This is a genomic window from Aurantimicrobium minutum (assembly GCF_002355535.1).
In the GTDB taxonomy this organism is placed as follows: domain Bacteria; phylum Actinomycetota; class Actinomycetes; order Actinomycetales; family Microbacteriaceae; genus Aurantimicrobium; species Aurantimicrobium minutum.
Genome location: NZ_AP017457.1, coordinates 1,507,468 through 1,533,808, shown reverse-complemented (window position 1 = coordinate 1,533,808; position 26,341 = coordinate 1,507,468). Strand labels below are relative to the sequence as shown.

Sequence of the window (26,341 nt, the reverse complement as noted above, 5' to 3'; positions counted from 1 at the left end):
TAGACTCGGCCTAGATTTTTTCATTGGTGTCCGGTGATTTTTTCCCGGTGAGCAAGGTAAGGGTTCTCGCATGGGGCGTGGCCGTCAAAAAGCGAAGCACACTAAAGTTGCGCGTGAGCTGAAATACTTCAGCCCTGCTACTGACCTTTCTGCACTCGAGAAAGAGATTGGCCACGCTTCTGACAGTGAAGAATACGTGGACAAGTGGGCTGACCTGTACCCAGACGACGAAGATGAGGAAAGTGAAGCTACGGCTTCTGCCTAATTCTTTTTCTGGGCCCGCATTCTGCGATATGCGCTCTGCAGTGCAACAAACAACAGCAACAAGCCAAACAGCTGAGTAGATAGTCGCTCCGGCAAGATAAACGCGAGCGCTACCCCACCAAATGATGCAGCCACAGCGGCAGCTCCTACAATCAAGCCCTCTTTGAGCACGACTAATCCTGCGCGCAGATTAGGTATTGTTCCAGCGATAGCTGTCGGAACCATAGCGAGCAAAGATGTTCCTTTTGCCAGTAGTGCGCTCAGGCCAAAGAACGACATAAATACCGGAACAGCAATAACTCCCCCGCCGATACCGAGCATTCCCGAAGCAACACCCATCAACAGTCCAAGACCAATCAACGCGAAGGCATTGCCCACACTCATCGTGAATGTGCCGCCTGTCTGTTCAGCCACAAACAAGAGACGCCCGGCTTCGATGAGCATCATGGCGACGAAGGTCCAGTGGATCACAGCTATGGGTAGCACGCGCAAAAGTTTTGAACCGAGCGGTGCCCCGACGATTGCTCCCAGTGCCACCAAACCGGCGACTGCAAAATCTACCTGCTGGTTAATCCCATAGGTGAGGGCGCCCACGATGGAGGTAGGAACAATTGCCAGAAGAGATGTTGCAGAAGCACGACGTTGATCAAGTTTTGCCCACAGCATGAGCAGCGGAACCATGATGATTCCACCGCCGACTCCGAAGAAGCCAGAAAGAAATCCGCCCACTGCTCCAGTGATGAGGAGGGGAAGAATCATGGAGATGCTTAGTTGCTGTAGCTACCGACGAGACGAACAGCGCCACCATTGACGCCCTTGGCACCTTGTTCAAATCCGGTGAAGTCACGCTCGGAGGTGGAAACCATTCCGACCACCCATGCAGGAATACCCAGCTCGGAAAGTTTTTGAGTCACAGCGGATGCTGCCCCGGAGGAAACAACGGCAAACATTCCAATTCCTAAGTTCCAGGTTCCCTCGGTGCTTTCCAGGCTTTCACCAGAAAGCGAGGTGAGAACACGGAACACATTTCCGGGCGACCAGGTGGAACGATCCACCTCAACCCAGGAGCCAACCGGAAGTACCCGTGCCAAGTTGGCAGCGATACCTCCGCCGGTGACGTGGCTCAGGGCGTGGATACTTCCAGCCAGAGCGGGGTCACCAAGAACTTCAACGAGTGGTCCAGTGTACAAACGAGTGGGCTCAAGAAGAACCTCACCCACAACGCCACCAAAGTCGTCTGAGGTGCTGTCGTAGCTCAGCTTGTTTTCGGCCAAAATGTGACGCACGAGTGAGTATCCGTTGGAGTGCAATCCTGAAGATTCCATGGCGATCACAACATCGCCGTTCACTACACGCTCAGCACCTAATGCGTCTGCAGCTTCGACAACACCAACAGCAGCACCCGCAACGTCATAGTCATCAACACCGAGCAGACCAGGGTGCTCCGCTGTTTCTCCACCGACCAGGGCAGTGCCAGTTGAGGAGCAGGCATCTGCAATGCCCTTCACAATGGCAGCAATGCGTTCAGGGTAAACCTTGCCGCAGGCAATGTAATCGGTCATGAACAGTGGACGAGCACCGCAGACAATGATGTCGTCAACTACCATGCCGACCAAGTCTTGACCGATGGTGTCGTGCTTATCCAGTGCCTGAGCGATGGCAACCTTTGTTCCCACACCATCGGTGCTGGTTGCCAGCAGTGGGCGATCAAAATTTTTCAGAAAAGAAACATCGAAAAGGCCGGCAAATCCGCCTACTCCGCCAAGAACTTCAGCACCATGGGTGGCCTTAACACTGGCCTTCATGAGTTCGACAGCGAGGTCACCGGCTGCGGTATCAACACCCGCACGTGCGTAGGAAGAATTCTGGCTCACATCCTCAAGTCTATCCTCAGGAAAGATGTGCCAGACTTGTCTAGGAACTCACGAGAGCTCCTCTACGCACCTCAAATTTCAGGAGCTACCACCGCACATGTGTGGCATCGTCGGAATCGTCTCTACTGAGCCAGTCAACCAACAAATCTACGACGCTCTGTTGCTTCTGCAGCACCGTGGCCAAGACTCGACTGGTATCGCAACCGCAGATGGTTCACACCTGCACATGCACAAGACCAAGGGCCAAGTTCGCGAAGGTTTCCGTACTCGTGACATGCGCACCTTGGTGGGAAACGTGGGCCTCGGTCACGTGCGTTATGCCACAGCTGGAGCTGCCTCAAACGAAGAAGAAGCACAACCGTTTTATGTGAATGCCCCCTACGGCATCATCTTGGTTCACAACGGTAATCTCACCAACACTCGTGAACTTACCAAAGACTTATTTAACATTGATCGCCGTCACGTCAACACCTCCAGTGACACTGAACTGTTGCTCAACGTTCTTGCCACTGAACTACAAAGCACAATCTCTGGCTCTGACTTGAGCCCCGAGCATGTGTTCCACGCTGTTGCAAACCTGCACAAGCGTGTGGAGGGTTCCTACGCCGCTATCGCGATTATTTCTGGGCATGGCTTGCTTGCCTTCCGCGATCCTTTCGGCATTCGCCCGCTGATCCTGGGTAAGCGCGAAATGGACAACGGCAAGACTGACTATGTTGTTGCCTCTGAATCTCTCGTCCTCGAAAGCGGCGGCTATGAAATCGTTCGTGACGTGGAACCTGGTGAGGCCGTCTTCATTACTCAGGATGGAACCCTCTACACCCACCAGTGTGCGGAAAACCCCATTCTTCGTCCCTGCTCTTTTGAATACGTCTACCTCGCCCGTCCCGACTCTGTGATGAACGGCATCTCTGTCTACGAAACGCGTCTGCGTATGGGTGATCGTTTGGCAGCCACCATTGCACAACATGCCCCCCTGGGTGACATTGACGTGGTCATGCCCATTCCAGATTCGTCCCGCCCCTCAGCGATGCAGGTTGCCCGCACGCTTGGTGTGGAGTACCGCGAGGGTTTCTTCAAGAACCGTTACGTGGGTCGAACCTTCATCATGCCCGGACAGGCTCAGCGTAAGCGCTCTGTCCGTCAGAAACTCAACGCCATGTCCACAGAGTTCAAGGGCAAGAATGTCCTCATCGTGGACGACTCGATTGTGCGTGGAACAACCTCTCGCGAAATCGTCGAGATGGCTCGTGCCGCTGGAGCAAACAAGGTGACCTTCACCTCGGCTGCTCCCCCCGTGCGTTACCCCCATGTTTATGGCATCAACATGCCCTCGCGCCAAGAACTCATCGCTCACGGCCGGAAGATTCCGGAGATTGCTCAAGAGCTTGGTGCAGATCACCTGATCTATCAGGAGGTTGCCGACATGGAAGCAGCCATCATGGAAGGATCCAACCTCACCGGGCTTGACCTGAGCTGCTTCACAGGCGAATACGTCACCGGAACGATTACTCCGGAATACCTTGACTGGGTCGAGCGCAACCAGCTGAGCTAATTAGTCCGAGGTGACTTCGGTCTTCTGCGCCGTAACTGTCTTAACGTGCCGCGAGTAATAGCGATCCGCTATGAGGGCAAAGATAAGCCCGAGTGTTCCACCGATGGTTCCCGTGATGAGCATCATGAAGCCAAAGATCTGGGTGAGTGTGAACTCACTGTTATTCGGGAACGCAAAGGTCAGAATCAACGCGGCAATGATGCCGAAAATGATTCCTACGACCATAAATGTCAAAAACTTGGGAGAACGTCGAACAACGACCTGCTCAGTGGTGACTGTTTCTTTTTCGCTCATGTCACCATTGTGCCAGTGGAAAGAGGTAGCTCACATCACTGCGAACGCCTGATGCGCTGATCTTGCCCTGGTCATAGGCTTCACTCCAGGTTTGTTGGCCCGTGGCTATCGCAATCCAGGTAGCAGGATCCATCTCCACCACATTCGGGGGTGTTCCCCGAGTATGTTCTGGGCCTTCCACGCACTGGATGGCTCCAAAAGGGGGAACACGAAGTTCAACAGTATGGCCAGGTGCGCGGTCTGTGACCAGCTGAAGCAGATATCTCACCGCAGTAGCAACATCGTTGCGCTGCGATGAACCGCCCACAACAGCATGAACAGCCTGTTGACCTTCGGCCGCATCAACACGGGGTTTAGCCATGGCGGTTAGGCAGAGCGGGAAACGACGTGTTCAGCAAAAGCCGAGAGTGCAGTTTTCACCGGACCTGCAGGCAGTGGCTCAAGCGCAGCAACAGCTTCGTGTGCCCAACGGCGAGCTTCTTCACGCGTGGCTTGGGTAACTGGGTGCGCATACAGCTCAGCGATAGCTAGCTGGAGGTCAGCATCTGCCTCGGCAGATTCTTCATCGGCATCATCGCGAATACGGGCCAACAGTGCGGCTGCCGCAGGGTCTGTGAGTCCCTGCTTCTCAAGCAGCAAAGTGGGCAGTGTGGGAACGCCTGCGCGCAAATCAGTTCCAGCTTTTTTACCGGTAGCTGCAGATTCGGGAGACAGGTCCAGGACGTCATCAGCGAGCTGGAAGGCGACGCCGATTTTTTCACCAAACTCCACCATGGGCTCCTCAAATTCGCGAGGTGCTCCGGAGTAAACAATGCCGCAACGGGCAGCAGCGGAAATAAGAGATCCCGTCTTATCCGCCAAGACTTGGATGTAGTGAGAGACAGGGTCTTCATCTGGACGGGGGCCGACGGTTTCATGGAGTTGACCCAGGCACAACCGTTCGAAGGTTTCTGCCTGAAGAAGCATTGCCTTCTCACCCAGGCGCGTCATCAGCGTGCTGGCTCTGGAGAAGAGAAGATCTCCGGTGAGGATAGCTACCGAGTTTCCCCACACCTCATGTGCACTGGGAACACCACGACGAAGCGGAGCTTCGTCCATAACGTCATCGTGATACAACGAAGCCAAGTGGGTGATTTCGATTGCTTGCGATGCCGTAACAACTTCAGGGGTTGCACCATTGCCCAGCTGTGCAGTGAGCAGCGTCAGCATGGGGCGAACGCGCTTGCCTCCGGCCCCGTAAAGGTAACGGCCTGACACATCGGCGAGCGCATCGGCAAAATGAAGTTCTGTGCTGAGACCTTCTTCGATTAAGGCCAAACCAGCGTCGATGGTGTCCGCGAGCTGTTTAGTTTCTGGACTGGCGAAAAGTCGTTGACGCAGGGAAAGTCGTCCTGCTACACCACTCACGCTCGTACTCACCCGTTCAGCCTAGTCCTCACTATGAAACTGGTTTGATTCCGCGGTGAAGAGCAACGACTCCGGCGGTGAGATTGCGGTAGGCAACTTTCTCAAAACCTGCTTCACGAATCCAGCTGGCAAGAGTGGATTGGTTAGGCCAATCCTCGATGGAGTCTGCCAAGTAGGTGTAGGCCTCAGTGTTGGAACTGGAAACTTTTGCTACCAATGGCATGACCTTGCGCAGGTAAAAGTTGTAACTCGCACGAATGGGTGCAGCTGGTGGGGTAGAGAACTCGCATATAACAATGCGTCCACCTGGTTTGGTCACTCGGTAGAGCTCCGCTAGTGCTTTCTTCGGCTGAACAACATTCCGGAGACCGAAAGACATTGTCACTGCATCAAAGCTGTTGTCTTCAAAAGGAAGTGCAGTCGCATCTGCTTGAACGAACTCGATGAGTGGATTCTTGCCATGCTTCTTGCGACCTACTTCGATCATCCCGGGAGAGAAATCAGCAGCCACCACATGCGCACCAGACTTGGCCAACGCCGCGGAACTTGTGCCCGTTCCAGCCGCTAGGTCCAATACCCGCTCAGATGGCTGAGGGTTGACAGCGCGGGTCGTGGAGATTCGCCACAGGGTTGCATTACCCGCCGAGAGCAAACTGTTTGTGACGTCGTAGCCGGCGGCTACGTCGTCAAACATGGCAGAGACGTCCTCGGGCTTTTTCGATAGGTCAGCAGTAGTCACAAGAGAAGTCTACGGCGCAGGCGTAGGCTGTCTCGAGTGAGTGTGAATACACAAGGCGGCCTCGTTGTAGAAACGGTGCCCTTAGAGCAGGTTCCAGAGTTGCTGGATTTGCTCGCCCCGTCGTCTCCTCTTCTGTGGTGGAGACGCAATGAGGGCATGGTTGGCCACGAGCCTCTCATCACACGTCACTTCAGTGGCAACGATCGTTTTAGGGAAGCAGCCGCTGCCTGGAAAGAAATTGCCTCCTCCGCTGAGGTCACTGATCAAGTAGACCTTCCTGGCACGGGCTTAATGGCTTTTGGCACTTTTGGGTTCCGATACACATCTGCCATTCCCAGCGTTCTCATCATTCCTCGACTGATTGTTGGTCGTCGCGGTGGAACCTCGTGGCTTACTCGAATTCACCCAGCATCAGAATCTGCATCACCTCTCAGTCCGGAGAAAGCTCAGAGCCTACTTGAGGAACTCATTTCCGCATCTGGAAAGACTGGATCTACTCCTCATGTCACTTTGAGTGAGGGTGCCCAGACAGAAGCCGGCTTCCTTTCTTCTGTCAGTCGTGCTGTGGAACGCATCAACACTGGTGAGGTTGACAAGGTTGTTCTCTCTCGCGATCTCCAGGGAAGTCTTTCTGAGAACTCCGATCTTCGTTTTCCTCTCAAACGTTTAGCGGAAAGCTACCCCGACTGTTGGACGTTCAGCGTTGATGGACTACTGGGCTCAAGCCCCGAGACTTTGGTCAGTGTGCACGGCAACAAAGTCCAGGCACGTGTATTGGCTGGAACAGCACGTCGTGGAAGCGACGCGAACTCTGATCTTGAGAGTGCTGCCGCTTTAGCATCGAGCCACAAAGATCTCGACGAACATGGCTTTGCCACCCGTTCTGTTTTAGATGCTCTTGCACCTTTCACGGGCACACTAACGGTGAGCGAATCACCCTTCACTTTGAAGTTGCCTAATGTCTGGCATTTGGCAACAGATATTGCCGGAACACTCTCTACAGGATCATCATCTTTGGATTTGGTGGATGCCCTGCACCCGACCGCAGCTGTCGCAGGAACCCCCACCGCGGTAGCGGTCACCGTGATTGATGACTTAGAACCATTTGATCGCGGCAGGTATGCCGGTCCAGTGGGCTGGGTTGGTGCAAATGGCGATGGCGAATGGGCGATCGCACTGCGGTGTGCCCAAGTTTCCGCGGATACCATCACGGCATATGCCGGATGTGGAATAGTTTCTGATTCCATTCCAGAAAAGGAATTAGTCGAGACAGAAATGAAATTCCGCCCCATTGTTGACGCCTTTAGCTAGCGGGCAAGCGCCACTTCAATAATCTCTGGCCCTTCGCCTGCCGCAGTCAGAGCGCGTTCAAACTCACTCACAGTTGTTACTTTCGTGAAGCTCCAGCCGTATGCGGCAGCTAGCGCATGGAAATCGACTTCTTGCGGGGTGAGGAAAACTCGATCCATGCTTTCAGCTGGCGCTGTCTGTCCCACTTCTAGAGCATCGAAGATTGTTCCCCCGCCGTCGTTTCCAATGATGACTTGAACACGAGGTCGGGTCTCGTGCTGACCAAAAAGTAGAGAGCTGGCATCATGAAGTGCCGCGAGGTCCCCGACCACAATCCTTGTCAACGCGCCTTCGGCAGCTAAAGCAATACCGATGCCTGTTCCGATGTTGCCGTCGATGCCGGCAAGACCACGGTTAGCGTGAACGGTGATCTTCTTCCCGCCAACGAATTTATCGGCAACACGAATCAGACGTGAGGCACCAAAGACCAAACGGTCGTGAGGCCACGTTGCTCGCCAGACTGCATCAACAAGAAGTTCTCGGTTGAGGGGAACTCGTGATGCAGCGACTTCAGCTTTGAGGAATGCTTTCTTATCCTCAATGCTCTCGGAACGTGACGCAGAGATATTGGGAGCGGTTGCCAACGCAGCATCAATGCTGTTCGTTTCGATTTCAGCAAAGACTTCCCGGCCGGTGTGAATCCACAGGCTGAGCCATTTCTGATCAATCTCACCAGGTTCAACCTCAACGTCGTTGACGAATGCTGCAACGTTGAGACCGGGGTTATATCCTTCAGGAGCTTGGCCCCTCACAACAATCGTTTCAATCCCTGTTGTGGAGTCAGCAATGATTGCCGGAACTTCCCGACTGAGCGTGGGGTGTCCAAAAACGATAATTCGTTCAATCTGCGAGGTGAGTTCTGGCATTGATAAGAGTTGGCGATAAGCAGGAACAAGATTCCTGCCATATCGAGCCCCACTTGTTACCTCAGCAATGAGCGGCCACCCACCCTCATGGGCAACTTCTTCAGCACGAGGGCCTGCATCAGCTCCCGCAATCACAATGGTGCGGGGGCCTCGGTTCAGCAGAACCGTGATTGCTGGCTCAGGGTTGATAAGTGCATTGCTGGTGTGATGACCTATTGGGCGAATATCAATCGGCGAGGACAGTGGCTCACGGAAAGCAAGATTGAGGTGAACAGGGCCTGGGGCATAAGGATTTGTTGCTACTCGCCAGGCCTGTTCGGCAAGCTCGTGTGCGCGACGGACGACAGTCGCTCCAGGAACTGGAGCAGGCTCATCCATGCTGAAGCGAACAGCAGGTCCAAAAATGTCGTGTTGATGTGTTGTTTGGTTACTGCCAATCTCACGCAACTCTTCTGGACGGTCAGCAGTGACAACAATCATGGGAACACCAGCATGGTGTGCTTCTAGAACTGCCGGATGCAGATTTGCTACAGCAGAGCCCGAGGTGGTGATGACTACTGCTGGAGCTGAAGTTTCAACCCCAATTCCTAAAGCAACGAACCCAGCTACACGTTCATCAATGCGTACGTGCAATTTCACATCGCCACGACGCTCAAGTTCGGCAGCCACGAGAGCTACTGCTTGAGAACGTGAACCCGGAGCAAGCACTATGTGTTGGACTCCCAACTCAATCAGAGAGGGCACAAATTCAGCAGCAAAGACTGAAGCAGGCGCCGCCTTTGTCACGACGTGCCGCCGGGTGGATCTTTTGGAGGGAAATTCAGGCCACGAAGGAAGTCTGGGTCATCGTCTGGAGCGATAGTTCCACGAGGGCCCTTGCCTTTGGGCCCTCGGCCCACGGTGAACCACAGGATAGGTCCCACGACAGGAATCACAATGACAACAACTATCCACAAGCCCTTGGGAACTCCGCGCACACGGAATCGATCTATGAAAATCACATCCACCAAAGCAAAAACGGTGAGTGCGATTGCAATAGCGATACCGATAATGAATAACCGAGTCATGATGTATCTAAGTCTAGGCAGGCTCTGAGCTCGCACACAGCCTGTGACATTTAGACTGAATACGTGAAAAAGACTCAATGGCTCTGGTTCAGCCTCATTCGCTTGGCTGCTTTTGCTGTTCCACTGGTCATCACGTTGTGGTTGGGCATCACTCCCTGGCTTGCAGCTCTGCTGTCCGCAATTATCGGTTTCTGCATTTCCTACATTTTCTTTGCAAACCGTCGCAATGCCCTCTCAACAACAATGTATGAAAAGCGCGCAGCTAAAGCAGCTGCAAAAGCAGATAAAGACGCTGAAGCTGAAGACGCTGAGGTAGAGAACCTGCTAGCTGAAGAAGGCAAAGGCAAGGCCTAAGCCGTAAAGCAGCCCAGTCAAGCTCGAAAGTTTGAGGGCGAGGATGTATTCCTGTGCCGACTTGGATGTGACGGTGATCAGGCATGCAGGAAGTGCTGCCAGCAGTGCGAAGTAGGTCAACTGCACTGTGGGATAGAACAAACCTAAATAGGTAACGATTCCAAAGGGAAGAAGAAGTAGCACGCAAAACAGGACAGCTGAGGCTCGCGCACCCATTCGAACAGCGAGTGTCTTCTTGCCAGCTTGAGTGTCTGTAGGGATATCCCGGATGTTGTTTACGACCAGAACAGCACAAGAAATGAAGCCGATTCCCACGGCACCAAAAATACTTTCGTCGTTAACGAGGCCCGCCTGAACATAGGTTGTTCCCATCGTCGCGACCAAACCGAAGAAGATGAACACCATGACTTCACCTAAGCCGGCATATCCATAGGGTCGTTTGCCGCCGGTGTAGAACCAGGCAGCTGCAAGAGCAAGAACACCGATTGCCGTAATCCACCACAGCTGGGTCATGATCTCAATTGCCAAGCCGGCCGCTGCGGCGATAGCAAAGAATGCGAGAGCTACTGCAAGAACCCGCTTGGGTGCAACCGCTCCAGATCCTGTCAGTCGAGGAGGCCCCACGCGAAAATCATCAGTGCCACGAATGCCATCGGAATAGTCGTTGGAGTAGTTGACACCAATCTGCAAAGCAAGAGCAACGACAAGACACAGCAAAGCTAGCGGGGCGTTGAACTTGTCGAGAATAGATGCTGCGCCCGACCCGATGAGAACGGGGGCAACAGCAAGAGGGAGTGTGCGAATACGAGCACCAGAAATCCAATCGCCCACAGTTGCCGGTTTGGGCTTGTGCGACTGGTACTTCTTCTTAGACGTGCTCATACCTTGAGCCTACTTCTGTGCTGAGGCATATTCGGAAAGTGCAACCATGTCAGGTTTGCCTGAACTAAGCCGAGGAACCTCTGGAATAAAACAGACAACTTTGGGTGCCGCGACGCGACCAAGTTTTGCCACGATGGCGTCATAAACCGTTGCAGAAATCTCACCAGCATCAGGGTCGCCGGGGATAACAACGGCCGGGCGTAGTCCCCATTCCGAATCCGGAATATGAACGACTACCGCGGAATAACAGCCCTGGATGCCTGTAACGACGGCCTCGACAGCATCGAGATCAATCTTCAAACCCCCAGAGGTGATGACCCTGTCAAGGCGCCCGAGCACTGTGAGAGTCCCGTCAACAAAAGACCCTGCATCACCTGTTCGGTACCATCTTGTTCCATTCCGATTAAGGAATACATGTGCTGTTCGCTCTGGATTACCCACATACTCGGTTGCCAACTGCGGTGCTGCAATGAGAATTTCGCCCGTGTCTGAATCAATCTCTATAGTCACTCCTGGAAGCGGAACACCGTCGTAGACACAGCCACCAGCCGTTTCACTAGAGCCATAGGTGGTCACAATGTTGAGACCTGCTTGTTCTGCTCTTTCGCGCAGATCACTCTCGAGCGCCTGGCCACCAATCAAGATCGCAGACAATGACCGTGCAGTTTCTACACGCTCGGGGTGTTCGTCGATCTCGTCGAGAATCCGAGAAAGTTGAACAGGAACAAGAGCTGTGTAGCGACGCTGTCCTGTCATCTGTTCAATGGCATCAAGAAATGCTCTTGCATCGAAAGGTCCTGCTGGCATAAACACAGGATCAGTGCCTGAATACTGTGAACGAACAAGTACTGAAACTCCAGCAATATAAGTCAGCGGTAACGCGAGGAGCCATTGCCCTGGTCCACCCAAGCGTTCGTGTGCTGCATGAGCACTTGCTTGCAGCGCAGCTGCGCTGAGAGCAACCGTCTTTGGCTGTCCAGAAGTACCCGAGGTTTGGATGAGCAGTGCAGTGCCATCCGGTGCCTGAGTAATTGTCTCCTCGTTAGCAGCCACAAGTCTGGATGCTCGAGGGTCCCGAACCAGGACGGCAGGTCCGCTGCCAGCCAGAGCGCGCGCTAAATGTTCTTGCACCTGTTCCGGTGCAGTGGCATCACAAAGAACAATCTCAGTCATCTTTAGTAGTGCCAGGGAAAAGCAGACCAGTCAGGGTCACGCTTGTCCAGGAATGAGTCTCTGCCTTCGACGGCTTCATCTGTGCCATAAGCCAAGCGGGTCGCTTCCCCGGCAAAAACCTGTTGCCCCATGATGCCGTCATCGACCGCGTTGAATGCGAACTTCAACATGCGGATAGCTGTGGGAGATTTCGTCATAATGGTGCGTGCCCACGCAAGTGCTTCAGTTTCGAGATCGGCATGATCTACAACCTTGTTCACGGCACCCATTTCATAGGCGCGCTGCGCGTTGTATTCCTCAGCGAGGAAAAAGACTTCACGAGCAAACTTCTGGCCAACCTGTCGGGCAAAGTATGCACTGCCGTATCCAGCATCAAAAGAACCAACATCGGCGTCTGTTTGTTTGAAGTGCGCATGTTCGCGGCTGGCAATAGTCAGGTCACACACTACGTGCAGTGAGTGTCCACCCCCGGCTGCCCAACCAGGAACGACTGCGATAACAACCTTGGGCATGGTTCTGATGAGGCGTTGCACCTCCAGGATGTGCAGGCGGCCTGTTCCAGTGGAGCCATCGGCATATTCGTATCCTGCTTTTCCACGGATGCGCTGATCTCCACCAGAGCTAAATGCCCAGCCGCCATCTTTCGGGCTGGGGCCGTTGCCTGTGATCAAGACAACGCCAACCTTGCTGTTCTGCCTTGCATCATCAAGGGCTCGATACAACTCATCAACGGTCTGCGGACGAAATGCGTTGCGCACCTCAGGGCGATTGAAGGCAATACGAGCAACCTGTCCCATCACGTCGAGGTGGTAGGTAATATCCGTGAACCCTTCAGAACCGGGTGCGACAACCCACTCAGTGGGGTCAAAAATCTCAGAAACCTCAGATGCCATAACACCAGCCTACGCAAGCTCAGGAGATGAGTGGGAGACTAGGCAGGTGGAACCAACCCTCAACGAGCTCAGAAACAGCGCGCATGTGCTCTCTCTCCCGCTTGCTGTGAAATTCCGTGGCATCTGGTCACGAGAAATCATGCTCTTCAAGGGCCCTCAGGGATGGACCGAATTCAGTCCCTTTGTTGAATACAACGATGATGAAGCAGTGCACTGGCTCAAGGCTGCGATTGAATTCGGCTGGTCAGTTGCAGCGCCACTTGTTCGGGATTCAGTGATGGTCAATGCAACTATTCCCGCAGTGGATGCCGAACATGTTCCCGCAGTTTTAGCCCACTTCGATGGTTGCAGAACAGCCAAGGTCAAGGTCTGTGAGTCAGGTCAGACTTTGGGAGAAGATATTGCTCGGGTGAAGGCTGTTCGTGCAGGCATGGGTCCTGAAGGCCGCATTCGTCTGGATGCAAATGGCGGATGGAATGTTGATGAGGCTGAACATGCATTCCATGCTTTAGCCGAATTCGACCTCGAATATGTCGAACAACCGTGTTCCACACTCGAGGAACTGGCCGAACTGCGCGAGCGCACCCACTACATGGACATACCTATCGCTGCAGATGAGAGTATCCGCAAAGCTGAAGATCCTCTTGCCGTTGCCCAGGCTATTGCAGCGGACATTCTGGTGCTCAAAGCTCAGCCGTTGGGAGGTATTTCATCCATCCTTGAGATTGCTAAGCAGGTATCTCTTCCCGTGGTGCTCTCAAGTGCGCTGGAATCCTCTGTGGGTATCTCGATGGGCTTGCATGCGGCAGCTGCTCTTCCACAGTTGGAATACGACTGCGGTTTGGGAACTGCCTCTCTGCTGGCTGCTGATGTCACCAAGAAGCCTCTTCTTGCCCAGGCCGGATCAATCTCAGTCCAGAGAGTTGATGTCGACGAGGAGATGCTCAGCAGCTTGGCCGCTCCTCCAGACACCACTGCGTGGTGGCTGGAGCGACTAGAGCGCTGCTACGCCCTGTTATAAACCGGAGTAGGCGTGTAAGCCCTTGAAGAAGATGTTCACGACTGTGAAGTTGAAGATCACGGCAGCGAAACCAACAATGGCAAGCCACGCGGAGCGTGTGCCACGCCATCCACGTGTCGACCGGGCGTGAATGTAGCCGGCGTAGACGGTCCAGATAATGAAGGTCCACACTTCTTTGGTGTCCCAGCCCCAGTATCGTCCCCACGCCTTTTCAGCCCAGATTGCCCCGGCGATCAAAGTGAATGTCCACATCACAAAGCCGATGATGATGAGTCGGTACGCGTAGTTCTCGAGTTGAACAGAGTCAGGTAACCGGGTGAGGAATCCCAAACGGGTCTTTTCGTTCGCCGCGACGGCATTCTCGCGTTTGGTCTGAAGGAGTTGCATCAGTGAGAGAGCGAAGCCCAAGGCAAAGAATCCTGTTGCCAGTGTCGCCACGAAGACGTGAATAACGAGCCAATAGGACTGCAGTGCTGGCGGAAGCGGAACAACTTCGACGTAGTAGCGGGTTGCAGCCAGCCCAAGTAGCAACAGCACCAAACCGGTAATGAAGGCACCAAGGAACTTCATATCCCACTTGAGGTTCACAATAAGGAACACGGCAACAATGACCAGAGTTCCTGTCATGGCGAACTCATACATGTTCGCCCAAGGAACACGTGAGGCAGCAAATCCTCGCATCATGGTTGCGGCGAATTGGAGAATGAATCCCAAAACCGTCAGTGACATTGCGATGCGAGCAAGCTTGCGGCGTTCAGGAACCACGGCGACGGTGGTGGCTTCGCCCACAGGAGCGGAACCACTACTCGCACCCTTGGCTAGATCCAGTGTGAACAGCACAAAGGCGATGGCGTAAATCGCCATCGAAGAGTAGAGGGCAAGGACGGAATACTGCGAAAGAGTGTCTGTCACGAGTTCAATCCTAGAGCTCGGTGAATTTTGTCTTTGAGGGCGTTAACAGCACTTTCTAAGCTTGGGTCGTCACCACGTGCCAAACCAGCGCATTCCGCTGTGACCGAACCATCAGAATTTTCTGTGACCGAAACCCACATGCGTCGACGTGGGATAAACAATGACACCAACAAGCCTGCGAGCGCAGCCATGGAGAAGAACAGCACCCAGCCTTGTGTTGGATCTCGGTGAATATCGAGCGAGACAAACTTCTTTACCCCGTCAAACGTGACAGTGCCCAAACCTTGAGGTAACTCGACAGTTTCACCGATTTTCATCTCGAGGGACTTCTGCGGAGCCTTGCGTCCAGCGAGCTTGGTCATGTCTTCTGTATCAAGTGCATAAACAGAACGAGGAATACCGTCATCAAGACCGAGGTCACCAGAGTAGACGTCGAGGGTGAGGCGAGGATCTACGAGGTCTGGATACATCGAGAAGAATGCTCCGCTGTGTCCTTCACTAACGGTGGGATAGAAGAACCCGATCAACCCGACTTGTTCTTTGAGGCCGTCTGGGAGTTTGATCACACCCAGTGAGGTGAGGTTCTTATCTTGTGGCAAGAAGTTCACCGAGTCGGTGAAAATGACGTTCCCCTCAGGGTCACGAACAGTGACAGTTGGGGCGTAGCCATTACCCAGGAGGTAAACGTCAGTGCCCTCAATGCGCAAAGGCTCGTTCACTTTAATAACTTGTTTCTGGGGTTCTTGCCCCTTGATTTGGGTAGTTACCTCAGCGGTGTAGTCAACCGGCTGCCCAATAGCGTTCGCGTTTTGTTCCTCATAGACCGTTGTGAACTTATCCAAAGTGATGGTGTACGGAGGGAGCGAGGAGGAGTTGAAGAAACGTCCTGGGTTGAACGAGTCGAAGGCAATCAAGCTGTTAGTAAATGCTTGGCCTTCATAGATAGCGCGCTGACCGGCAAAGCCAAAGCCACCGCCGAAACCAACCGCAATGAGAACGCCGACGAGAGCAAAGTGGAAAACAAGGTTTCCTGTTTCGCGCATGTATCCGCGCTCTGCTGAAACAGTGATTGCTCCGGTGCTGGCGAGCTTGCCTTTTCCTGACGCAGGCCGGTCATAGCGTGCGACACGGTATCGGTCTGCTTTGAGGACGGCTTTCGATGCTTCGAGCACTTCTACGGCGCTCTTACCTGAAACGGTGAGCTCCGCATGGGCCGGAAGACGTCCCAGATTTGCTGGGGTTGCTGGGGGTTGTGCGCGCAATGCCTCAAAGTGGTGTTTGGTGCGAGGAAGCACACAGCCAATCAGAGAAATAAAGAGAAGCAAGTAAATCGCGGAGAACCAGGCAGATGAATAGACATCGAAGAGCTGGAACTTATCCAAGATAGGTGCCACGTCTTTGTGGTCCACAAAGTACTGGCTTACACCGTTGGGATCAGAGCTGCGCTGAGGAACGAGTGAACCTGGGACTGCAGCGATGGCGAGCAAAAGCAGCAACAGCAATGCAGTGCGCATGCTGGTGAGTTGACGCCAGAACCAGCGCAACCAGCCCACAACCCCCAGTTGGGGGTTAACGATTTTGGCGTCAGCCGCAGAGTCGTAGTGATCAGATGGTCGGGACAAAGTTACTGATCACCGCCTGCAGTTGATAAATCCATTGAGTCCACAATCCTGTCACCATGAGCACACCCAATACGATGAGCAAAATGCCGCCGAAGATGTTGATCGCGCGAATGTGACGCTTCAAGAATGCCACGGAACTTGTTGCCCAACTCAATCCGAAGGCAAGCAGGATAAAGGGGATACCCAGGCCAACGCAGTAGGCAAAACCTAGCAATGCGCCCCGCCACGGCGAAGCAGTGTCAATACTCAAAGACAAGATAGCGGTGAGGGTCGGGCCAATACAGGGAGTCCATCCCAAACCAAAGACGACACCGAGAAGCGGTGCGCCGGCTAGTCCTGTTGCTGGAGAAATGTTGAGCTTGGCTGTGCGCTGAAAGAATCCAAATTGGCCGATGAATATCAAACCCATCGCAATGACTACGAAGCCAAGGATGACGGTAATGAGTTCCTGCCATTGAAGAAGCCAGACACCCACTGCACCAAATGCTGCACCATAGGCAATGAATACGGCAGAGAATCCCGCGATGAACAGTGACACCCCAGCCACCATGCGCCACATATTTGCGCGACGAGTTTGTGCATCACTTGCCGGCGCACTCACACCACTGACGTAGGCGAGATATCCCGGAACTAGTGGAAGCACACATGGTGAAGCAAAGGAAATAAGACCGGCAAGTATTGCCAAAGGGATGGCGACAAGAAGTTGCCCGCTGTAAACCAGCTCGCCCACGTTCTCCATTAACCCGTGCTCTTTTCTGCGGCGACGTCGTTAATCAAAGTGGTCAGAATGGACGGGCTTTGCAGCTGCCCAAGAATTCGAGCAGCAACACGTCCCTGAGCATCCAAAACCAGCGTGGTGGGAACTGCGTTGGGTGGAACTTGGGAGGCAAAAGAAAGCTGAGCTTGCCCGTTTTGATCCATGATGCTGGGGTAAGTCACACCAAACCGCTCATTGAAAGAGATTGCTGTCGCTGCTTGGTCACGGACATTAACTCCGAGGAAGTTCACACCTGATGGAGAGGTCTCCTGGTAGACCTGCTCAAGGTCAGCTGCTTCGGCACGGCAGGGTGCACAGCCGGCGTACCAGAAATTCACCACAAGAACATTGCCGAGATACTGCTCTGAAGTAACGGTTTCACCCGTTTCAGTGGTGCCCGTAAATGTGATGGGCTCACCACGGTTCTCCAGCAGGATCTCGGTGACAGAACCGTCTCCAGCGATGTAGTTCTTGTTTGAACCTTCTCGATATTGCTGAGCAAGAGGGTCTGATGAACATCCGGTCAGTGCCAGGGCAAGTGCAGTAGCGCCGACAACCAATGTGCGCGTCAATCGTGAACTCATACAGCTCCCACATCCAATGCTGTAGCTGTGAGCTCTGAGGCAGGTTCAACATAACCAACCTCGACAAAACCTAGTTCAGGCTTGAGCGGGTCAATCAACTCGAGAGTCGTGATGCTCGAGAGTGTGCAGCGGCGAGACCGGGGGTCATGAAACAGTTTCTTGCCACTGACATCACGGTGAACCATCCAAATAGGTAATTGGTGACTGACTATGACGACATCGCCGTCAGGGACTGAAACCGCTGCGTCTGTCATTGCTTCACGCATCCGTGAAGCAACGGATTGGTAAGGCTCGCCCCAACTGGGCTTGAAAGGATTAATGAGGTATTTCCAATTACCAGGATCTTTCAATGCAGATTCTGGTCCTCGCATTCTTTTTCCCTCGAATGCGTTTGTCGGTTCAATCACACGCTCATCAAGTTTCACTGGCAGGTTGAGTGCCTTGGAAACCGGCGCGGCAGACTCTTGGGTCCGTTGAAGTGGGGAGGCAATCAACTGCGAAAAAGTGCGTCCACGGCTTGCTAAATCGGCCGCGGCGAGTGCGGCCATTTGGTGACCGGCATCTGAGAGTCCGTATTCGGGTAGGCGTCCGTACAGCACCCTATTCGGGTTGTAGACCTCGCCGTGTCGGACAAGGTGCAACTGCGTGGCGACCATGCTTCTAAGTCTACGGAAGCCTTTCCGGTGAATTCGCCGAGAGTCGGCCGGCTAAACTTGGGTCTCGTGACTGAACGCATCGTAATTAAGAACCTGGCAACAATCCCCGAAGGCCCCGTAACGGTGGCTGGTTGGGTAGATAAGGTCCGTGACCAGAAGAGAGTACAGTTCGTTGTGCTCCGGGATGAGAGCGGCGCAGCCCAGCTGGTGCACCCCCGTGCCGAAGAATCTGATCCTCTTGCCGACATTATTTCTGGTTTAGCTACCGGTTCTTTCATCCGTGTTACCGGTGAACTCAAACTTGATGAGCGTGTGAAGCTCGGTGGCTTAGAAATCAAAGTCTCTGACATCGAAGTTGTCACCGCAGCTAACCCTGAAACTCCTATCGCTGCTGACAGTGGCATTGATAAGCGTTTGGATTGGCGCTTCCTGGACCTCCGTGAGGCCCGCAACAACCTCATCTTCCGGGTAGAGACCACTCTCGAGCACGCGATGCGCTGCTACTGGATTGAGCGTGACTTTATTGAGATTCACACGCCCAAGCTCATGGCTAGTGCCAGTGAATCTAACGCTGAGCTGTTTGAGGTTGAATACTTCGAGGGCAAGGCCTACTTGGCGCAGTCCCCACAGTTCTTCAAGCAGATGGCCCAGTCCGCTGGCTTTGGCAAGATTTTTGAAATTGGCCCTGTTTTCCGCGCTGACCCTTCTTTCACCTCTCGTCACGCAACCGAGTTCATTTCTGTTGACGCAGAGATGAGCTGGATTGACAGCCACGAAGACGTGATGAAGATGCAGGAAGAGCTTCTTGTTGCTGCATTGACTGCAGTGAAGGAAAAGCACGGCGAGGAAATCAAGGAACTTTTCGATGTTGACGTTGTAGTTCCCTCAATTCCTTTCCCCCGCATTCCTCTGGCAGAAGCCAAGAAAATCGTTGCCGAGCGTGGCTATGAAGTTCCTCGTAACGATGACGACATGGACCCCGAAGGTGAGCGACAGATCGCCGCATATGTTGCAGAAAAGTATGGTCACGAGTTTGTTTTCCTGACCGATTACGCCACCAGCATTCGCCCGTTCTATCACATGCGTAATGCAGAGGATCAGACCATCACCAACAGCTATGACTTGATTTGGCGTGGAACCGAAATCACCACTGGTGCTCAGCGTGAACACCGCATCGACATTCTCGAAGCCCAAGCTCGTGAGAAGGGTCTGGATCCGAAGGAACTCGAGTTCTACCTCGACTTCTTCCGATACGGGGTTCCTCCCCACGGTGGTTTCGGTATGGGTCTCTCACGTGTGTTGATGCTTCTTCTGCACCAGCCCAACCTGCGCGAGGTTACCTACCTGTTCCGCGGACCAAACCGTCTGACTCCGTAAGTCCAGTGTCTTAACGAACAAACGCCTCCCCTGCGGGAGGCGTTTGTGTTTCAGGATTGGATTAGATTGCTCCGAGCTCGGTCAGCTTGGCGTGGAGTTCACTGTCGCTGGGCTCACACTGCACGGCACCATCTGGGAAGGCGATGACAGGGATGTTCTTTCGGCCTGCAAGGCCGGCTGCTACATCGGCTGCTTCGGGGACTTCCTCGAGGTCAACGTAGTCGTAATCAACATTGAGGGTGTCGAGGAGAGATTTGGAGCGGCGGCAGTCGCCACACCACATTGCGCCGTATAAGGTAATTTTCCCTGTTGAGTCAGTCATAAAACAAGCCTAACCCTCTACAATCAGAGCTTGGGGAAAATTTCCCACGCTGGATAATCCCTTTTGTGATTGCTGGCACTCTTGAAAGGTTTACACATGCAGTTCACTGACTTCCTCTGGACATTCCTGTTCGCGTTCCTCCTTATCGCGTACATCATGATTTTCTTCTCGATCATTACCGACCTGTTCCGCGACCACACCATTGGTGGAGGCGCCAAGGCTCTCTGGGTGATCTTCTTAATTGCAGCTCCTTTCATTGCTGCGCTGATTTACCTCATCGCTCGCGGTAACGGCATGGCTCAGCGTCAGCAGGCTGCTGTTGCTGCTGCAAAGAAGGAAACCGACGACTACATCAAGCAGGTCGCTGGTACTTCCACCGCTGACGAGCTGGCTAAGGCTCAGGCTCTCAAGGACTCTGGTGCAATCACCGCAGCTGAGTTCGCAACCCTGAAGAAGAACATTCTCGCAGGTAAGTAATTTCACGCACGAAGGGCCCGGGATTACTCCCGGGCCCTTCGTCGTTAAGTCTTGAACTTTATAACTCGTAGTCGACAGCGGTGCGCTCCACTGCATACTTCTTGATGACCTGTGCTGCCTCTTCATGCGCGGGATGAGACGCATAGGCAGCTAAACCTTCAGCGTCATCGAAAGTTGAATCAAGCACGACGTCGAAGTTTGCTCCAACGAATAGTGCATTGGGCCGGACCGTGAGTGAACGCAGGCTGGGGACAACGCCATTGAGACCCTCTAGTGCTACCCGCATTTCTTCAGCTTGGGCCAACTTCTCTTCTGCAGAGTCGGTTCCTAACTTCCACATCACGATGTGACGAATACTCATGAGCGCTCCTTCAAAGCTAAGCGAAGGCGCTCAGGATCGATACGCCAATAGTTGTGAACTTTGCCGTCAATTAACAGCACGGGAATTTGATCCCAATAGGAATCGTAGAGATCTTGATCGTCCTCAATAGATTTGTGTTCCAGAACAACCTGATCTGTTTCAAAATCAGCAAGAACACCCTCGACCGCAACCTCAGCTTCTTCACAAAGGTGGCAACCAGGTTTGCCAATCAAGGTGAGAGTTATCGCAGACACCACTCCAGACTAGGACACTGTCTAAGCGTGCAAAAAGCGCCAGACCTGATGGTCTGACGCCTTTGTGCTGTCAAGAAGTAGTCGAACTACTTCTTGTTGCGACGCTGGTGACGAGTCTTACGAAGCAACTTACGGTGCTTCTTCTTCGCCATACGCTTGCGGCGCTTCTTGATGACTGAACCCACGGAAACCTCACAAAAATCGGGTTAGACCGCAACGGTGGCGGTCAGAGCAAGGCAATTAATGCCTCGTGGAAGTCTAGCGGATTACTTGCGACCCTTTTTACGCAAGCCAGAAGTGAGCTTGTTCACAGCATCTTTGGTGCTGTTTTGCAGATCACCAAAAGCCTGAGTTACCTGGAAAACCGTCGTTGCAGCGGCACTACCAACAGAGCTTCCTGCTGCTGTGACTGCTTCGCTCGCAAACAAACGCTCGTCATATTCGTCAGTGGAAGAACCAGGGAAGTTAACACTCAAGAAAGGAATCACCCAATCCTCCAGCTCCTCTAGTGGCGTGGGGTCAAGGTGGTAGAGGCGGTGCTGTCCATCTTCACGAACACCCACAACCCCTGCTTCGCGAAGTACCTTCAGCTGCTTAGAGACGGTGGGCTGACTCAGGCCGGTGCGAGACACAAGTTCGGAAACACTCATCTCACCTGTGGAGGTGGTCAAGTTTTCTAGCAAGATTTGCAAAATCTCACGACGGGTTTCGTCCGCAACAACGTCAAAAATGTCAGCCATGTATCTAGGTTAGCGCCCCCGTGCACCGCGTAGCATGGGAGGAGTTACTCAGAGAGGGAAACAGGTTGGCTTCATCACAACAACTCTCCCTTCCTGCACGCATTCGTGAAGGCCTCGAGGCGTTTGCCTCGAGGTCACCTTCTCGATTCGCGATTCTGATCTTTGCCTCACTGATCATGGTTTTCACCATTCTTCTTGCTCAGCCATTTGCTAGCGCAACTGGTAAACCCACTTCTTTTGCAGACGCATTCTTCAACGCCATGTCGACTATTTGTGTTGCCGGGTTGAGCACTGTTGATATGGCGACGTATTGGTCTCCTCTGGGGAATGCCATCATCTTCACAGGAACCCAGGTTGGTGCGCTTGGTGTTCTAACGTTGGCCTCCATCTTGGGAACCATCATCTCGGGCCGTTTGGGATTACGAGCTCGCCTGATGGCCGCAAGCGACACCAACCCGATGCGCATTCACTCGGGGCCAGTAGCCGAAGGCCAAGCCATTCGACTTGGTGAAGTCGGTGGCCTGCTTGCCACAGTTGCTTTCAGCTTGATCATCATTGAAACCACAATTGCTCTACTCATGCTTCCTAGCGTGCTCTCTGCTGGATACTCCCTGGGCGAAAGTGTTTGGTACAGCTTCTATTACTCGGCCATGGCATTCACGAACACCGGCTTCACCCCCAACGTGGGTGGTCTTGTGCCTTTTGCTCATGACTACTGGTTCCTTACCTTGATCATGGTTGGTGTGTTCCTCGGAAGCGTGGGCTTCCCCGTAATCTATGCGCTCAGTCGTAACCTCAAGCACCCCCGCAGATGGTCTCTGCACGTCAAGCTGACCCTCACAACGTGGGCCATTTTGTGGTTTGGGGGAATCGTGGGATACCTCATTCTCGAACCAGGTAATTCTCAAGTGTTCATGGGCATGGGGCCGGGTGAACTCACCTATCAGGCGGCATTCCTCTCCACCATGTCTCGTTCCGGTGGTTTCAATCTGGTCGATATCTCTCAGCTAGATTCCTCAACCTTGCTGTTCACAGACATGCTCATGTTTATTGGTGGTGGCTCGGCCTCCACCGCCGGCGGTATCAAAGTGACCACGTTTGCGGTCTTGATTCTTGCTGCCATTGCAGAGGCACGAGGACGTTCCTCAATAGAAGCTTTCAAGCGTCGCATTCCCGGAGACGTGCTGCGCCTAGCTGTGAGCGTGGGTCTGTGGGGGGCAACCACGGTAGCTATCGGCACCCTGATCATTAGTGAGCTCACAGATGCCCCGCTGGAATATGTACTCTTTGACGTCATCTCTGCTTTCGCCACCGTAGGAATGTCCACCGGTGTGACAGCAGAATTATCCGATCCTGCTCTCTACGTTTTAGCTCTTGTCATGTTTATGGGTCGCGTCGGTACAGTGACTATGGCGGCAGCTTTGGCAGCAACACAAGTAGGACAATTCTTTACCCGCCCCGAGGAAAGGCCGATCGTTGGTTGATCACAAAAAGAAAAACAATGCGGTACTGGTTATCGGCCTAGGCCGTTTTGGTGCTGCAACTGCCGGCCAACTCGATCGCCTCGACCGAGAAGTTCTTGCCGTGGACACAGACATGGAGCTTGTCCAGAAGTGGTCAGAGCGTGTGACCCACGCAGTACAAGCAGATGTGACCAACATTGATGCCCTCAAGCAAATTGGAGCAGAGGAATTCTCAACCGCCGTTGTTGCCGTGGGCTCTTCCATCGAGGCAAGCGTGCTCATCACCGCGAACTTAGTTGACCTTGGCATTCCAGATATCTGGGCTAAAGCAATCAGCAAATCCCACGGCCAGATCCTCACACGCATTGGGGCAACCCACGTGATTTACCCCGAAGCAGAAGCTGGTGAGCGTGTTGCTCACCTGCTCTCAGGACAGATGCTCGACTTCGTTGAGCTGGACACTGACTTCGCCATTGTGAAGATGTATCCCCCACTGGCTATTCAGAACAAGACTCTTGCTGAGGCAGCCCTGCGGCGCGATTACAAGATCACCGTTGTGGGTGTGAAGAAGCCAGGCGGATCGTTTGTCTATTCCACGGCTGACACTTATGTCGAAGCACGTGACCAAATTATTGTTTCTGGTCACCCCGACGACATTGAAAAGTTCGCTTCTTTAGAAAAGTAACTATTCTCCGCGGGCCATTTCCTCGGAACGAGCAATTGCCGCTTGAGTTCCCTTAAGCAATATTGCTTCGATGTTGGCATCATCAAAGACCGCAATGGCACGTTCAGTGCTCCCCTTGGGGCTGGTCACCTGGCGACGCAGCTCTTGGGGTTCCTCACCGGATTGTGCAAGTAGCTCAACAGCACCGCGGAAGGTGCCCTGCACCATTTTCTGAGCTTGCTCAGCACTAAATCCGTGGGTAATGGCCACCTTGGTGAGCTGCTCAATGAAATAGAACACGTATGCAGGACCAGAACCTGAGATTGATCCCAGGGCATCAATCATGTTCTCGGGCAGGACGATGACTTCACCTACGGTGGAGAACATGCCACAAATAAGGTCGAGCTGAGCTGGGGTGGAACGTTTTCCGGCAGTAATGCCGGTCACACCCAAGCCAATCTTGGAGGGCGTGTTGGGCATGGTGCGAATAACAGAAACATGTTCGGGCAGGTGCGCTTCCATGGTGGCCGTCGTTACACCGGCCGCAACGCTGACGACGATTGCGCCCTCGGCGAGCGCGGGAGATATTTCATCCAGCAGATCTGGAACCATTGCTGGCTTGACTGCCACAAGTACTATGGCGGCACCGCGCACTGCCTCGAGGTTCGCTTCGGGGTTAGTGGCGGTTGCCCACGCTTGCACCCGTGGTTCGTTGTCGAATGACGCTGCGTTATCGGCACTTCTGTTTGTTACGCGAACAGCTCCCTCCACACTCACGTGTGGAGCAAGGAGGCCGGCAAGAATTGCTCTGGCCATGGATCCGGCGCCAAGCATTGCGATGGTGGGCAGGGTTACCTGTGTATTTTCACTCACCCGCTCATTCTAGGATTGACTCAAGACGATTGAGGGAGATACGTCCATGAGTGCAACCGGTGGCACCAAGGCAATCATTGCTGCACTGCTCGCAAACCTAGGTATTGCTGCCACAAAGTTCATCGCCTGGGCTCTCTCCGGCGCTACCTCTCTTCTTGCGGAAGCAGTGCACTCTCTCGCCGACTCAGGTAACCAGGTGTTGCTCCTGATTGGTGGCCGCAAAGCCAAGCAACGTGCTGATGGCAAGCACCCTTTTGGTTACGGCCGCGAACGCTACGTCTATGCCTTCGTTGTCTCCATCATTTTGTTCAGCGTCGGTGGTGTCTTCTCCCTCTATGAAGGTTTTCACAAACTCCAGCATCCTGAGCCGCTCGAGATGTGGTGGCTTCCTCTGCTAGTTCTCTCCATCGCGATTGTCTTAGAAAGCCTTTCTTTGCGCACAGCTATTCGGGAATCAAACCCTCACCGTGGTGATGCGTCCTGGATTCAATTTGTTCGTCACGCCAAAGCACCTGAGCTTCCGGTAGTTCTGCTGGAAGACACTGCTGCTTTGCTTGGTCTTGTCCTGGCGTTCTTCGGTGTGAGTCTTACGGTAATCACCGGCGATAGCCTCTTTGACGCTTTGGGCACGATTGGTATTGGAATTTTGCTGATTGTGGTGGCGATCATCCTGGGCATTGAAACAAAGAGTTTGCTCATTGGTGAAGGGGCAAGTGTCGAGGATGTTCAGGCCATTGAGAAGGCAATCATTGCCGGTGGTGAAACGGACGGCATCATTCACATGAAGACTCTTTATCTTGGCCCCGATGAGTTCTTAGTCGCAGCAAAGTTAGCTTTCCCGGCGGAGCTTCGCTTCTCTGAGGTAGCCAAAGCAATTAACACCATTGAGAGTCGTGTTCGGGAAAGTGTTCCTGCTGCTCGGGTGATTTATCTCGAGCCTGACGTGGCACGGGTTGACCGGACTGAGTCACTGGCAACGGATGCCATCGTGATTAAGGGAACTGACTAACCCAGTTTTTCTCGGAAGAACTCGGTCAATAACTGTCCGCATTCTTCGGCGCGGACACCCGAAATCACTTCAACCTGATGGTTGAGCCGGCGGTCACGAAGCAGATCAAAAACTGATCCTGCTGCACCTGCTTTTTCATCCCACGCACCGTAGACAACGGTGGGGATGCGTGCAGCAAGTATTGCTCCAGCACACATCACACACGGCTCCAGGGTGACAATGAGTGTGCAGTCATCCAATCGCCAACTTCCTAAGCTGGCTGCAGCAGCTCTGATGGCCATCACTTCAGCGTGGCCGAGAGGGTCGTCGTCTCGCTCTTTAGTGTTTCTTCCGGTGGCAATCACCTCACCTGCGGCGTCCAGGATGACTGCTCCCACCGGGACGTCATCAGAGTGCGCACAGGCACGTGCTTGTTCGAGAGCAAGCTCCATCTGGGCTTTGCGCTCTGCGGAGGTGGGGACAGCCATGCTTTCAGCCTATATCGGCTTATTTGACAGGGTTTAGCTACGTCCGGTTAACTTATCCCTATGA

Annotated in this window: 33 protein-coding genes; 10 read left to right on the top strand and 23 right to left on the bottom strand. The window is 53.5% G+C overall.

Annotated features, from left to right (window positions below; translation table 11 throughout):
* The first annotated feature begins 70 nt into the window (after positions 1-70).
* Positions 71-265, top strand: coding sequence for a DUF3073 domain-containing protein (locus AUMI_RS07655; RefSeq protein ID WP_096383145.1), 195 nt, complete (start codon positions 71-73; stop codon positions 263-265).
* Here AUMI_RS07655 and AUMI_RS07650 read toward each other — a convergent pair.
* Positions 262-1,023, bottom strand: coding sequence for a sulfite exporter TauE/SafE family protein (locus AUMI_RS07650; RefSeq protein WP_096383142.1), 762 nt, complete (start codon positions 1,021-1,023; stop codon positions 262-264). The genes AUMI_RS07655 and AUMI_RS07650 overlap by 4 nt on opposite strands.
* Positions 1,024-1,031: 8 nt before the next feature.
* Positions 1,032-2,138 (bottom strand): phosphoribosylformylglycinamidine cyclo-ligase, encoded by a 1,107-nt coding sequence (gene purM, locus AUMI_RS07645; RefSeq protein WP_096383140.1) that lies wholly within the window; start codon positions 2,136-2,138, stop codon positions 1,032-1,034.
* 97 nt (positions 2,139-2,235) lie between these two features.
* Between purM and purF the strand changes: the two genes are divergently transcribed.
* Positions 2,236-3,693, top strand: a complete 1,458-nt coding sequence (purF, locus tag AUMI_RS07640; RefSeq protein ID WP_096383138.1) for an amidophosphoribosyltransferase — start codon at positions 2,236-2,238, stop codon at positions 3,691-3,693.
* Here purF and AUMI_RS07635 read toward each other — a convergent pair whose 3' ends face one another.
* The 4 genes from AUMI_RS07635 to ubiE are packed head-to-tail and all read right to left on the bottom strand — an operon-like array spanning position 3,694 to position 6,133.
* A complete protein-coding gene (locus AUMI_RS07635) occupies positions 3,694-3,987 on the bottom strand; it encodes a hypothetical protein (protein ID WP_096383136.1) in 294 nt (97 codons plus the stop codon). It abuts the gene before it with no gap.
* A 1-nt stretch (position 3,988) separates the two neighbouring features.
* On the bottom strand, positions 3,989-4,348 hold the full coding sequence (locus AUMI_RS07630) for a sterol carrier family protein (protein WP_096383133.1): 360 nt from the start codon (positions 4,346-4,348) through the stop codon (positions 3,989-3,991).
* 5 nt (positions 4,349-4,353) lie between these two features.
* Positions 4,354-5,406 (bottom strand): polyprenyl synthetase family protein, encoded by a 1,053-nt coding sequence (locus AUMI_RS07625; RefSeq protein WP_096383130.1) that lies wholly within the window; start codon positions 5,404-5,406, stop codon positions 4,354-4,356.
* A gap of 19 nt (positions 5,407-5,425) precedes the next feature.
* Positions 5,426-6,133 carry a bifunctional demethylmenaquinone methyltransferase/2-methoxy-6-polyprenyl-1,4-benzoquinol methylase UbiE gene (gene ubiE / locus AUMI_RS07620; RefSeq protein ID WP_096383127.1) on the bottom strand — a complete coding sequence of 236 codons (708 nt, stop codon included), beginning with the start codon at positions 6,131-6,133 and terminating at the stop codon, positions 5,426-5,428.
* A 36-nt stretch (positions 6,134-6,169) separates the two neighbouring features.
* On the opposite strand from ubiE, the gene AUMI_RS07615 reads away from it, so the two are divergent.
* On the top strand, positions 6,170-7,444 hold the full coding sequence (locus AUMI_RS07615; protein ID WP_425338921.1) for an isochorismate synthase: 1,275 nt from the start codon (positions 6,170-6,172) through the stop codon (positions 7,442-7,444).
* Here AUMI_RS07615 and menD read toward each other — a convergent pair.
* Together menD and AUMI_RS07605 are read right to left on the bottom strand one after the other, a co-directional pair.
* A complete protein-coding gene (gene menD, locus AUMI_RS07610) occupies positions 7,441-9,135 on the bottom strand; it encodes a 2-succinyl-5-enolpyruvyl-6-hydroxy-3-cyclohexene-1-carboxylic-acid synthase (RefSeq protein ID WP_096383124.1) in 1,695 nt (564 codons plus the stop codon). The genes AUMI_RS07615 and menD overlap by 4 nt on opposite strands.
* Positions 9,132-9,416 (bottom strand): PLDc N-terminal domain-containing protein, encoded by a 285-nt coding sequence (locus AUMI_RS07605; protein WP_096383121.1) that lies wholly within the window; start codon positions 9,414-9,416, stop codon positions 9,132-9,134. Before AUMI_RS07605 ends, menD begins: the two co-directional genes overlap by 4 nt.
* Before the next feature lie 63 nt (positions 9,417-9,479).
* On the opposite strand from AUMI_RS07605, the gene AUMI_RS07600 reads away from it, so the two are divergent.
* A complete protein-coding gene (locus AUMI_RS07600) occupies positions 9,480-9,770 on the top strand; it encodes a DUF4229 domain-containing protein (protein ID WP_096383119.1) in 291 nt (96 codons plus the stop codon).
* Here the strand turns inward: AUMI_RS07600 and AUMI_RS07595 are convergent.
* Genes AUMI_RS07595 through AUMI_RS07585 form a run of 3 tightly spaced genes read right to left on the bottom strand, consistent with a single transcriptional unit; the run spans position 9,741 to position 12,718 of the window.
* Positions 9,741-10,652 (bottom strand): 1,4-dihydroxy-2-naphthoate polyprenyltransferase, encoded by a 912-nt coding sequence (locus AUMI_RS07595; protein WP_096383116.1) that lies wholly within the window; start codon positions 10,650-10,652, stop codon positions 9,741-9,743. The two genes, AUMI_RS07600 and AUMI_RS07595, sit on opposite strands and share 30 nt — an antisense overlap.
* A 9-nt stretch (positions 10,653-10,661) precedes the next feature.
* Positions 10,662-11,825 (bottom strand): AMP-binding protein, encoded by a 1,164-nt coding sequence (locus AUMI_RS07590; protein ID WP_096383113.1) that lies wholly within the window; start codon positions 11,823-11,825, stop codon positions 10,662-10,664.
* A gap of 2 nt (positions 11,826-11,827) precedes the next feature.
* Positions 11,828-12,718 (bottom strand): 1,4-dihydroxy-2-naphthoyl-CoA synthase, encoded by an 891-nt coding sequence (locus AUMI_RS07585; protein WP_096383112.1) that lies wholly within the window; start codon positions 12,716-12,718, stop codon positions 11,828-11,830.
* Positions 12,719-12,764: 46 nt separating this feature from the next.
* Here AUMI_RS07585 and AUMI_RS07580 point away from each other — a divergent pair, with 46 nt between their 5' ends.
* Positions 12,765-13,739, top strand: coding sequence for an o-succinylbenzoate synthase (locus AUMI_RS07580; RefSeq protein ID WP_096383109.1), 975 nt, complete (start codon positions 12,765-12,767; stop codon positions 13,737-13,739).
* Here AUMI_RS07580 and ccsB read toward each other — a convergent pair.
* The 5 genes from ccsB to AUMI_RS07555 are packed head-to-tail and all read right to left on the bottom strand — an operon-like array spanning position 13,734 to position 18,270.
* The gene (gene ccsB / locus AUMI_RS07575; RefSeq protein ID WP_096383557.1) at positions 13,734-14,603 is read right to left on the bottom strand and encodes a c-type cytochrome biogenesis protein CcsB; all 870 of its coding nucleotides are present in this window, start codon (positions 14,601-14,603) and stop codon (positions 13,734-13,736) included. The genes AUMI_RS07580 and ccsB overlap by 6 nt on opposite strands.
* Before the next feature lie 44 nt (positions 14,604-14,647).
* Positions 14,648-16,273 carry a cytochrome c biogenesis protein ResB gene (resB, locus tag AUMI_RS07570; RefSeq protein ID WP_096383107.1) on the bottom strand — a complete coding sequence of 542 codons (1,626 nt, stop codon included), beginning with the start codon at positions 16,271-16,273 and terminating at the stop codon, positions 14,648-14,650.
* On the bottom strand, positions 16,257-17,012 hold the full coding sequence (locus AUMI_RS07565; protein WP_096383106.1) for a cytochrome c biogenesis CcdA family protein: 756 nt from the start codon (positions 17,010-17,012) through the stop codon (positions 16,257-16,259). Before AUMI_RS07565 ends, resB begins: the two co-directional genes overlap by 17 nt.
* Entirely contained in the window at positions 17,012-17,614 is a 603-nt protein-coding gene (locus AUMI_RS07560) for a TlpA family protein disulfide reductase (protein ID WP_096383103.1), read from the bottom strand. Before AUMI_RS07560 ends, AUMI_RS07565 begins: the two co-directional genes overlap by 1 nt.
* Entirely contained in the window at positions 17,611-18,270 is a 660-nt protein-coding gene (locus AUMI_RS07555; RefSeq protein WP_096383101.1) for a histidine phosphatase family protein, read from the bottom strand. The genes AUMI_RS07560 and AUMI_RS07555 overlap by 4 nt, the downstream gene beginning before the upstream one ends.
* A gap of 66 nt (positions 18,271-18,336) precedes the next feature.
* Between AUMI_RS07555 and aspS the strand changes: the two genes are divergently transcribed.
* On the top strand, positions 18,337-19,647 hold the full coding sequence (aspS, locus tag AUMI_RS07550; RefSeq protein ID WP_096383099.1) for an aspartate--tRNA(Asn) ligase: 1,311 nt from the start codon (positions 18,337-18,339) through the stop codon (positions 19,645-19,647).
* Positions 19,648-19,708: 61 nt separating this feature from the next.
* Here the strand turns inward: aspS and AUMI_RS07545 are convergent, their stop codons facing one another.
* A complete protein-coding gene (locus AUMI_RS07545) occupies positions 19,709-19,969 on the bottom strand; it encodes a glutaredoxin family protein (RefSeq protein ID WP_096383096.1) in 261 nt (86 codons plus the stop codon).
* A 96-nt stretch (positions 19,970-20,065) separates the two neighbouring features.
* Here AUMI_RS07545 and AUMI_RS07540 point away from each other — a divergent pair, with 96 nt between their 5' ends.
* Positions 20,066-20,446 carry an SHOCT domain-containing protein gene (locus AUMI_RS07540; protein WP_096383094.1) on the top strand — a complete coding sequence of 127 codons (381 nt, stop codon included), beginning with the start codon at positions 20,066-20,068 and terminating at the stop codon, positions 20,444-20,446.
* Between the two features lie 58 nt (positions 20,447-20,504).
* Here the strand turns inward: AUMI_RS07540 and AUMI_RS07535 are convergent, their stop codons facing one another.
* The 4 genes from AUMI_RS07535 to AUMI_RS07520 form a co-directional block, all read right to left on the bottom strand.
* Positions 20,505-20,807, bottom strand: coding sequence for a Dabb family protein (locus AUMI_RS07535; RefSeq protein WP_096383092.1), 303 nt, complete (start codon positions 20,805-20,807; stop codon positions 20,505-20,507).
* On the bottom strand, positions 20,804-21,061 hold the full coding sequence (locus AUMI_RS07530; protein WP_096383089.1) for a glutaredoxin family protein: 258 nt from the start codon (positions 21,059-21,061) through the stop codon (positions 20,804-20,806). Before AUMI_RS07530 ends, AUMI_RS07535 begins: the two co-directional genes overlap by 4 nt.
* 86 nt (positions 21,062-21,147) lie before the next feature.
* Positions 21,148-21,246: a 30S ribosomal protein bS22 gene (locus AUMI_RS07525; RefSeq protein WP_003792170.1), complete on the bottom strand. Its 99-nt coding sequence runs from the start codon at positions 21,244-21,246 to the stop codon at positions 21,148-21,150.
* Between the two features lie 81 nt (positions 21,247-21,327).
* Positions 21,328-21,801 carry an ArsR/SmtB family transcription factor gene (locus AUMI_RS07520; RefSeq protein WP_096383086.1) on the bottom strand — a complete coding sequence of 158 codons (474 nt, stop codon included), beginning with the start codon at positions 21,799-21,801 and terminating at the stop codon, positions 21,328-21,330.
* Between the two features lie 65 nt (positions 21,802-21,866).
* Here AUMI_RS07520 and AUMI_RS07515 point away from each other — a divergent pair, with 65 nt between their 5' ends.
* The gene (locus tag AUMI_RS07515) at positions 21,867-23,285 is read left to right on the top strand and encodes a TrkH family potassium uptake protein (protein ID WP_231951744.1); all 1,419 of its coding nucleotides are present in this window, start codon (positions 21,867-21,869) and stop codon (positions 23,283-23,285) included.
* Positions 23,278-23,949 carry a potassium channel family protein gene (locus AUMI_RS07510; protein ID WP_096383084.1) on the top strand — a complete coding sequence of 224 codons (672 nt, stop codon included), beginning with the start codon at positions 23,278-23,280 and terminating at the stop codon, positions 23,947-23,949. Before AUMI_RS07515 ends, AUMI_RS07510 begins: the two co-directional genes overlap by 8 nt.
* Here the strand turns inward: AUMI_RS07510 and proC are convergent, their stop codons facing one another.
* Entirely contained in the window at positions 23,950-24,801 is an 852-nt protein-coding gene (gene proC, locus AUMI_RS07505) for a pyrroline-5-carboxylate reductase (RefSeq protein WP_342411385.1), read from the bottom strand.
* Positions 24,802-24,847: 46 nt separating this feature from the next.
* Between proC and AUMI_RS07500 the strand changes: the two genes are divergently transcribed.
* Entirely contained in the window at positions 24,848-25,810 is a 963-nt protein-coding gene (locus tag AUMI_RS07500; protein ID WP_096383079.1) for a cation diffusion facilitator family transporter, read from the top strand.
* Here AUMI_RS07500 and tadA read toward each other — a convergent pair.
* A complete protein-coding gene (tadA, locus tag AUMI_RS07495) occupies positions 25,807-26,277 on the bottom strand; it encodes a tRNA adenosine(34) deaminase TadA (protein WP_096383077.1) in 471 nt (156 codons plus the stop codon). The genes AUMI_RS07500 and tadA overlap by 4 nt on opposite strands.
* Positions 26,278-26,341: the final 64 nt, after the last annotated feature.